Below are 7,377 nucleotides of genomic sequence, written 5' to 3'. Positions count from 1 at the left end.
CGCCAGCACGAGGCCGTTGACCGCGATGGCGAAGATCTGACGGGCTGGGTCGCGCACCAGCACCACGGCGGTGCCCGACACGGCGGTGAGCAGAAACAGCAGCGGCAGGATGAGCGTCATCGCGGCATCCTCATGCCGAGCGGCCCTCGCGCATCAACAGCGCCCGGCCGGACACGTGCGAGAGCACCGCCGCCCAGGCAAGGAAGACGATCATCATCACGAGGATCTTGAGAGATCGTCCCGAGATGCCGTCGGCGAGGAACGCCGCCGCGGTGACCAGGAACGCCGCGGCGACGTTCAGGAAGGCGAGCGCGTGCAGCCGGTCCAGCGCCCGAGGCAGGCGCCACAGGGCGATGGCGACGAGCCACGTCACCGCCACCGCCAGACCGACAGCCAGGCCGATGAGGATGCTCATATCCAACGCTCCAGGAACACCGCGAGCAGCATCGTGCCCGGCAGGTTGAGTAGGACCAGGGTGAGAGCGAGGTCGGTGGTCGCGGCTTGGTCGGTGGCAAAGGCCATGAAGGTCAGGATCAGGACCGTGATGCTGCCGACGAGCTGACAGGCTGCGAAGCGCTGGCCCGGCCGTCCCCGCCATGTCAGGGCCGCCGCGAGGCCGAGCGGCGGAAGCAGCGCCAGGACGGCGGCCGTCCAGATGTTCATGGGGCGTCGTCCTCGAGGGCGTGCGTCGCCACGGTGCCGTGCTCGCGGTCGAGAATCAGAACGTAGCTGTCCGGCGTGAGCGAGGCGGCGAACAGCCCGACGGCCCGCGCGGCGTAGACCGTGTCGCCCGACGCCGCGGCCCAGGACAATTCACTCGCGGTGCGCTCGCGCGTCGTACCGCCGCCGGCGCGCCCGAGCACGACCCTCGACAGGCGGAGCCCGACGTGGACGGCTTGGCGAGGTACAGCGAGGATGGCTGGGCCGAGCGGCCGGAGCGTCAAGCGATCGAAGTGAAAGCGCGTGCCCCCGCGCCGACCGACGCCCCACCACCACAGCGTGCCCAGGCTGGCACAGCCCACGGCCGCCACGCTCTCGCTCACATTCACGGCGCCGGCGAAGACCATGTAGGTGAGAACCAGCGCGGCCCAGATCGCGACGGCGTCCCGCATCGATCACCCCACAATCCCGCTGATCTTCTCTGCCCGCATCGATCCTGACCGGGGCATGCCCCGCGGAAGCGTGGCCATGCGCATGTCCGACCAAACCTAGCCTCGTGCTTCAGCGTTCCCGGAACAACGGGACACGCTTCCGTGTAGGGCGATCAGTGTTGGGAGGATGCCTATGAAAGCCGAGATCCTCGAGATTCGCTTCATCCACGAGGGCTGGAGCCGGTTCGGCATTGCGCGGGTGCGCCTCGCCAACGGCGCCGTCGTCGAACGGGAGATCGAGGACCACGGCAACGCGGTGGGGATCCTGCCCTACGATCCCGTGCGCAAGGTCGCCGCGCTCGTGCGCGAGCTTCGGGTACCGCCCCTGTTCGCGGCCGGCGAGCAGGTCCAGCTCGAGGCCCCGGCAGGCCTGATCGATGATGGGAGCCCGGAGCAGAATGCCCGCCGGGAGGTGCTGGAGGAGGTCGGCCTCCGCCTGACCGATCTCGAATCCGTCGGTGCCACCTATTCCTGCGCAGGCGTGACCACCGAGAAGCTGCACCTCTACCTCGGCTCCTACGGCCAGGCGGACCGGATCGAGGACGGCGGCGGCGCTGCGGGCGAGCACGAGAACATCCGCGTTGTCGAGATGCCGCTTGCGGAACTCGCCGCCCGGGCCGACGAGGCGGCGATCACCGACCTGAAGACGCTCACCCTCGTCCTTGCACTGCGGGCGCGCCATCCGGAGCTGTTCCGCGCGTGAGAATCCGCTATCGCGTACTCGCTCGGGGGTTGCTGACCGCCGTAGTGCTGGCCGGGGTCGCGTGGATCGCCTTCCACCTGCGCTGACCGCATGTGGCGCAGACGTTTCAGGGATCGATGTCATGAGCGAAGACGCCGGACACGGGGAGCCGCACGGGCTCGACCGGGGCCTGACCAATTACGGCGACCGCGACTTCGCGCGCTACCTACGCCGTTCCTTCGCCCGCTCGATGGGCATCTCGCCGGGCCTGCTGGACAAGCCGGTGGTCGGCATCGCCATGACGCCGTCCGGCTTCAACAACTGCCACCGCGGCATGCCCGAGCTGGTGGAGGCGGTCTCCCGCGGCGTACTGGCGGCCGGCGCCCTGCCGCGGCCCTTCCCGACCGTGTCGCTGGGTGAGGTTTTCCTCAATCCGACCAGCATGATGTATCGCAACCTCATGGCCATGGACACGGAGGAGATGATCCAGGCCCAGCCGATGGACGCCGTCGTGCTGATCGGTGGATGCGACAAGACCGTGCCGGCCCAGCTCATGGGGGCGGCCTCCGCCGACCTGCCGGCGATCCAGCTGGTCACCGGCCCGATGTCCACCGGCCGTCACCGGGGCCAGCGGCTCGGCGCCTGCACCGACTGCCGCGGCTTCTGGGCGAAGTACCGGGCCGGCACGGTCGACGCGGAGGAGATCGCCGAGGTGGAGGGACGGCTCTCCGTCACCGCCGGCACCTGCGCGGTGATGGGCACGGCCTCGACCATGGCGTGCATCGCGGAGGCGCTCGGCCTGTCGCTGCCCGGCACGGCGGCGATCCCGGCGGTGCATTCCGACCGGCTGGTGGCCGCCGAAGAGACCGGGCGGGCCGCAGTGCGGCTGATCCAGTCGAAGATCCGGCCCTCTCAGGTCATCACGGAGAAGTCGGTCGAGAACGCCATTCGCGTGTTGATGGCCGTATCGGGCTCGACCAACGCCATCGTGCACCTCACGGCGGTGGCGGGGCGGCTCGGCATCCGCATCCCCTACGCGCGCTTCAACCAGATCTCCGACGAGACCCCCGTCCTGGTCGACCTCAAGCCCGTGGGCGAGGGCTACATGGAGGATTTCCACGCGGCCGGCGGCATGGGCGCTCTGCTGCGCGAGCTGCGGCCGCTGCTGCATCTCGACACCGTGGATGTGGAGGGACGTACTCTCGCCGAGCGGCTGGACGAACCCGCCGGCTGGGTCGATCGCGCGGTGATCCGCGCGTTCGAGAATCCGGTCTCGCCGGTCGGAGGGCTGGTCGCCCTCACCGGAAACCTCGCGCCCGAGGGCGCGATCTTCAAGCGCGCGGCGGCGACCCCGGCGCTGTTCGAGTCCGAGGGGCGGGCGGTTGTGTTCACCGGCCTCGAAGACCTGAGCCGGCGGATCGACGATCCCGACCTCGACGTCGCGCCGGGCGACGTGCTGGTCCTGCAGAATGCCGGGCCGCACGCCGCCGGCATGCCGGAGGCCGGCTACCTGCCCATCCCGAAGAAGCTCGCCCGGGCAGGGGTGAAGGACATGGTGCGCATCTCGGACGCGCGGATGTCCGGGACGGCCTTCGGATCGATCGTGCTTCACATCGCCCCCGAATCCGCCATCGGCGGGCCGCTGGCCGCGGTGCGCGACGGCGACCGGATCCGTCTGTCGATCCGCGACAAGCGGATCGACCTGCTGGTCGACGACGCGGAGATCGCCCGACGGATGGAGGGCTTCCAGCCGCCGCCGGCGCCGAAGCGCGGCTACAAGGCGCTCTACCGCCGCACCGTCACGCAGGCGCCGGAAGGCTGCGACTTCGACTTCCTGATGGGGGAGAGCGATCGCGACGGGTGACCGGACCGCGCCGGATCGGCCGCGCGAGCGCGCCGCCGCAATCGGCGCGCGCTACGATTCGCCGGGTGCGGATGCCGGATCGTGCGCCGACGCCCCGGCGCAGGCCGACCTCCGGGTCAGCGGTCCCAGATCGTCCTGCGCCCGTCCTAAGACGTGGACCGGCTCCGCTCCGGCCTCTGCGGCCCGGCGGCGCCGGACCAGGATGCCGGCGCAGTCTCGGGTCCCGTCGGGCCCGAGGCGCGGAGCGACGTGCGGAGCCGGCGCGACGGCGGGTCCCGGCCGACACGCTGGCCGACACAGGGGCCGCCACGCTGGCCCCCGGACAGGCTTGCGCGCGGGAGCGGCGTCGCAGGCCTTCGCGTCCGACGCCGCTTGATCGCGGACGGCGGCGGGCCCATCGTCACGACGCGACTAGGGAGAGGACCGGATGACGCGCGCCTGCATCGTGGGCTGGGCCCACACGCCCTTCGGCAAGCTTGAGGAACCGGATGTCGAGGGGCTGATCGCCCGCGTCTCCGGCGAGGCGCTGGCCCATGCCGGCGTCGAGGACTCCCAGGTCGACGGCATCTACGTGGGCTCGATGAACACCGGCTTCTCGAAGCAGGGCTTCGAGGGCTCGCTCGTGGCGGTGAACCGGCCGGGCCTCGCCCACGCGCCCGCCACGCACGTGGAGAACGCCTGCGCCACCGGCTCGGCGGCCCTCTACGCCGCCCTCGACTTCGTCGACAGCGGCCGGGGCCGGATCGCCCTGGTGGTCGGCGCCGAGAAGATGACGGCCAAGTCCGTGGCCGAGACCGGCGACATCCTCCTCGGCGCCTCCTACCGCAAGGAGGAGGCCGACATCGAGGGCGGTTTCGCCGGCGTGTTCGGCCGGATCGCGGCGGGCTACTTCCAGCGCTTCGGCGACCGCAGCGAGGAGCTGGCCCGGATCGCCGCCAAGAACCACCGCAACGGCGTCGCCAACCCCTACGCGCAACTGCGCAAGGACCTCGGCTTCGAGTTCTGCAACCGGGTCTCGGAAAAGAACCCCTATGTCGCGGCGCCCCTGCGGCGCACGGACTGCTCGTTGATCTCGGACGGCGCGGCCGCGCTGGTCGTGGCCGATGCCGAGACCGCCGAAACCCTGGAGCGGGCGGTCGGCTTCCGCGCCCGGGCCCATGTCAACGACATCCTGCCCCTGTCGCGCCGCGATCCGGCCGCGTTCGAGGGGGCCCGCCTCGCCTGGGAGAAGGCGCGGGCTCAGGCGGGGATCGGCAACGACGACCTCTCCTTCGTGGAGACCCACGACTGCTTCACCATCGCGGAATTGATCGAGTACGAGGCGATGGGCCTCGCCGCCCCGGGCGAGGGCTACCGCGTGGTGCGCGAGGGGCTGGCCGAGAAGGGGGGCCGGCTCCCGATCAACCCGTCCGGCGGCCTGAAGGCCAAGGGTCATCCGGTGGGCGCGACCGGCGTATCCATGCACGTGATGGCCTGCCTTCAGCTCATGAGCGAGGCGGGCGAGATGCAGGTGCCGGGAGCGGAGCTCGCCGGGATCTTCAACATGGGCGGGGCGGCGGTTGCCAATTACGTCTCGATTCTGGAGCGGCGGCGGTGAGACAGGCCGGTCGGGTCATGGGAGCGCGGCACGTCCCGCGCCCCGTCCGGTCCCGAACGTGCCCGCTCCCCTCCGCGCCTGCAGCCTGAGGTGCGGGCGCACAGCCTCGGGGGAGACCTCCGGGGATCGCGCGCCGGCGGGAGGGTTCGTTCGAGGCCGCCCCATGCCTCACCGCCATCGGGTTCGGGCGCGAGAAGCGATCGGCGGACCGTCACCGGCCGGAGATCGGCATGCGCGCCGCCGCCGGCGGCGATCCGGCGGCCTCACCGACGGGCCGATCCTCAGCCCAGGCTGTCCAGCGCCTGCCGGAGGTCGGCGATCAGGTCGGCCTCGTTCTCCAGGCCGATCGACAGCCGGACGGTCTCGGGCCCGACCTGCGCGGCGGCCTTCTCGTGCTCCGGCAACTGCCGGTGCGTGGTCGAGGACGGGTGGATCACCAGCGACTTGATCTCGCCGATGTTCACGAGGTGCGAGATCAGCTCCAGGGCGGCGATGCATCGGAGCGCCGCCGCCTCGCCGCCCTTCAGCGCGACAGTGAAGATCGAGCCCGGCCCGGCCGGCGTGTAGCGCCGGGCGAGCTCTTCCCCGGGCTGGCCCGGCAGAAGCGGGTAGCTCACCCGGGCCACCGCGGGATGATCCTTCAGGAAGGCCGCCACCGCCCGGGCGTTGGCGCAGTGCCGCTCCATGCGCAGCGGCAGGGTCTCGATGCCCGTGAGCGTCAGGAACGCGTTCATCGGCGACAGGCCGGGCCCGAGGTCGCGCAGGCCGAAGAACCGGCAGGCCGCCGCGAACGGGGTCTCCGGAAAAGCCTGGGTCAGAACCAGCCCGTCGTAATCCGGCCAGGGCTCGGTGATCAGGTTGTAGCCCCCCGTCCTCGCCCAGTCGAAGCGGCCGGCATCGCAGATCACGCCCCCGATGGTCTGGCCGGAGCCGCCCAGGAACTTCGATGTCGAGTGCACGACGATGTCGGCGCCGTGCTCGATCGGCCGGATCAGGGCCGGGGACGCGAGGGTGTTGTCCACCACCAGCGGCAGCCCGTGGCGGCGGGCGACAGCGGCGATCCCCGCGAGGTCCATCACGGACGCGCAGGGATTCACGATCGATTCGCAGACGATCGCCCGGCATTCCGGCGTGATCGCCGCCTCGAACTCCTCCGGCGTCATGCCGGCGGCGAAGCGGGGCTTCAAGTCGTAGCGCCCGTCGAGGCGGCGCATCAGGCCGAGCGACCCGCCGAACAGGCGCGGGGAGGCGACGTAGGCGTCGCCGCTCCTCATCAGGGTCATCAGGACGAGCAGCATGGCCGACTGCCCCGAGGAGACCGCCACCGCGGCCTTCGCACCCTCGAGATCGGCGATGCGGCGCTCCAGTGCGGCGACCGTCGGGTTCGAGCCGCGGGAATACGAGAAGCCGGTGCGGCGACCGGCGAAGATGTCGGCCGCCTGCTCGGTTGAGTCGAAGACGAAGCCGTTGGTGAAGTAGATCGGCTGGACCCGCGCGCCGGTGGCGGGATCCGGCGCCGCGCCGGCATGGATCGCCCGGGTCGCGAAACGGTGCGGTCGGTTCTCGTCCGTCATGATCCCCGGTCGGGTGTTCGGTGCCGGGACCGCGGGTGAACCCGCGCCGATCGGCGCGTCAAGCCGCGCGGCTGATGAAGGCCTGAAGGGTCCGGACCAGGGTCGTCGGCTCGTAGGGCTTCGGGATGAAGCGCGCGCCCTCCGGCATGTCGTTGGGACCCGGCGTGCCCATGCCGGACACCACCAGGACCGGAATCGACGGCCAGCGGTGCGCGACGAGGCGGGCGAGGGCGAACCCGTCCATCGAGCCCTGCGGCATGTCGACATCCGTCATCAGGACGCCGACATCGTCGCGGTTCTCGAGGACCTTCAGCGCCTTGTCGGCGTGGCTGGCCTCCACGACGGTGAAGCCGGCATCCGCCAGCGTGTCCGAGGCCTCCATCAGCAGGAGGCCGTCGTCTTCCACGAGGAGCACGACGGGTTGGTCGGACGGGCTATCTGACATCAGACCTGCGGAGGTGTGTCTCAATTCCGAAACCCGCGCCGTATTCCTCTGGGGCTCCCCGCGT

General features: G+C 71.1%; 8 protein-coding genes. 3 read left to right on the top strand and 5 right to left on the bottom strand.

Annotation, left to right across the window (positions count from 1 at the left end; genetic code table 11):
- Window positions 1-130: 130 nt before the first annotated feature.
- Genes MKK82_RS12025 through MKK82_RS12015 form a run of 3 tightly spaced genes read right to left on the bottom strand, consistent with a single transcriptional unit; the run spans window position 131 to window position 1,112 of the window.
- Window positions 131-415, bottom strand: coding sequence for a monovalent cation/H(+) antiporter subunit G (locus MKK82_RS12025; protein WP_238290004.1), 285 nt, complete (start codon window positions 413-415; stop codon window positions 131-133).
- On the bottom strand, window positions 412-663 hold the full coding sequence (locus MKK82_RS12020; RefSeq protein WP_238290003.1) for a monovalent cation/H+ antiporter complex subunit F: 252 nt from the start codon (window positions 661-663) through the stop codon (window positions 412-414). The genes MKK82_RS12025 and MKK82_RS12020 overlap by 4 nt, the downstream gene beginning before the upstream one ends.
- A complete protein-coding gene (locus MKK82_RS12015) occupies window positions 660-1,112 on the bottom strand; it encodes a hypothetical protein (protein WP_238290001.1) in 453 nt (150 codons plus the stop codon). The genes MKK82_RS12020 and MKK82_RS12015 overlap by 4 nt, the downstream gene beginning before the upstream one ends.
- 172 nt (window positions 1,113-1,284) lie before the next feature.
- Between MKK82_RS12015 and MKK82_RS12010 the strand changes: the two genes are divergently transcribed.
- From MKK82_RS12010 to MKK82_RS12000, 3 genes are all read left to right on the top strand, one after another.
- Entirely contained in the window at window positions 1,285-1,854 is a 570-nt protein-coding gene (locus MKK82_RS12010; RefSeq protein ID WP_243985836.1) for an NUDIX domain-containing protein, read from the top strand.
- Window positions 1,855-1,975: 121 nt separating this feature from the next.
- Window positions 1,976-3,697 carry an IlvD/Edd family dehydratase gene (locus MKK82_RS12005; protein ID WP_238289998.1) on the top strand — a complete coding sequence of 574 codons (1,722 nt, stop codon included), beginning with the start codon at window positions 1,976-1,978 and terminating at the stop codon, window positions 3,695-3,697.
- Between the two features lie 427 nt (window positions 3,698-4,124).
- Window positions 4,125-5,294: an acetyl-CoA acetyltransferase gene (locus MKK82_RS12000; protein ID WP_238289996.1), complete on the top strand. Its 1,170-nt coding sequence runs from the start codon at window positions 4,125-4,127 to the stop codon at window positions 5,292-5,294.
- A 281-nt stretch (window positions 5,295-5,575) separates the two neighbouring features.
- On the opposite strand, the gene MKK82_RS11995 is transcribed toward MKK82_RS12000, so the two are convergent.
- Window positions 5,576-6,868 carry an O-acetylhomoserine aminocarboxypropyltransferase/cysteine synthase family protein gene (locus MKK82_RS11995; RefSeq protein WP_238289995.1) on the bottom strand — a complete coding sequence of 431 codons (1,293 nt, stop codon included), beginning with the start codon at window positions 6,866-6,868 and terminating at the stop codon, window positions 5,576-5,578.
- Between the two features lie 58 nt (window positions 6,869-6,926).
- Complete coding sequence (locus MKK82_RS11990) at window positions 6,927-7,313, bottom strand: response regulator (RefSeq protein WP_238289994.1); 387 nt, start codon at window positions 7,311-7,313, stop codon at window positions 6,927-6,929.
- Window positions 7,314-7,377 lie beyond the last annotated feature (64 nt).

This window comes from Methylobacterium sp. E-046, from assembly GCF_022829625.1.
Classification (GTDB): domain Bacteria; phylum Pseudomonadota; class Alphaproteobacteria; order Rhizobiales; family Beijerinckiaceae; genus Methylobacterium; species Methylobacterium longum.
The sequence above is the reverse complement of the archived record's forward strand: the minus strand, read 5'-3'. Positions and strand labels throughout refer to the sequence as shown.

Coding starts and splice junctions, on each gene's coding strand:
- MKK82_RS12000 (WP_238289996.1), top strand. CDS start 4,125: ATGACGCGCGCCTGCATCGTGGGCTGGGCCCACACGCCCTTCGGCAAG.
- MKK82_RS12010 (WP_243985836.1), top strand. CDS start 1,285: ATGAAAGCCGAGATCCTCGAGATTCGCTTCATCCACGAGGGCTGGAGC.
- MKK82_RS11995 (WP_238289995.1), bottom strand. CDS start 6,868: ATGACGGACGAGAACCGACCGCACCGTTTCGCGACCCGGGCGATCCAT.
- MKK82_RS12005 (WP_238289998.1), top strand. CDS start 1,976: ATGAGCGAAGACGCCGGACACGGGGAGCCGCACGGGCTCGACCGGGGC.
- MKK82_RS12020 (WP_238290003.1), bottom strand. CDS start 663: ATGAACATCTGGACGGCCGCCGTCCTGGCGCTGCTTCCGCCGCTCGGC.
- MKK82_RS12025 (WP_238290004.1), bottom strand. CDS start 415: ATGAGCATCCTCATCGGCCTGGCTGTCGGTCTGGCGGTGGCGGTGACG.
- MKK82_RS12015 (WP_238290001.1), bottom strand. CDS start 1,112: ATGCGGGACGCCGTCGCGATCTGGGCCGCGCTGGTTCTCACCTACATG.
- MKK82_RS11990 (WP_238289994.1), bottom strand. CDS start 7,313: ATGTCAGATAGCCCGTCCGACCAACCCGTCGTGCTCCTCGTGGAAGAC.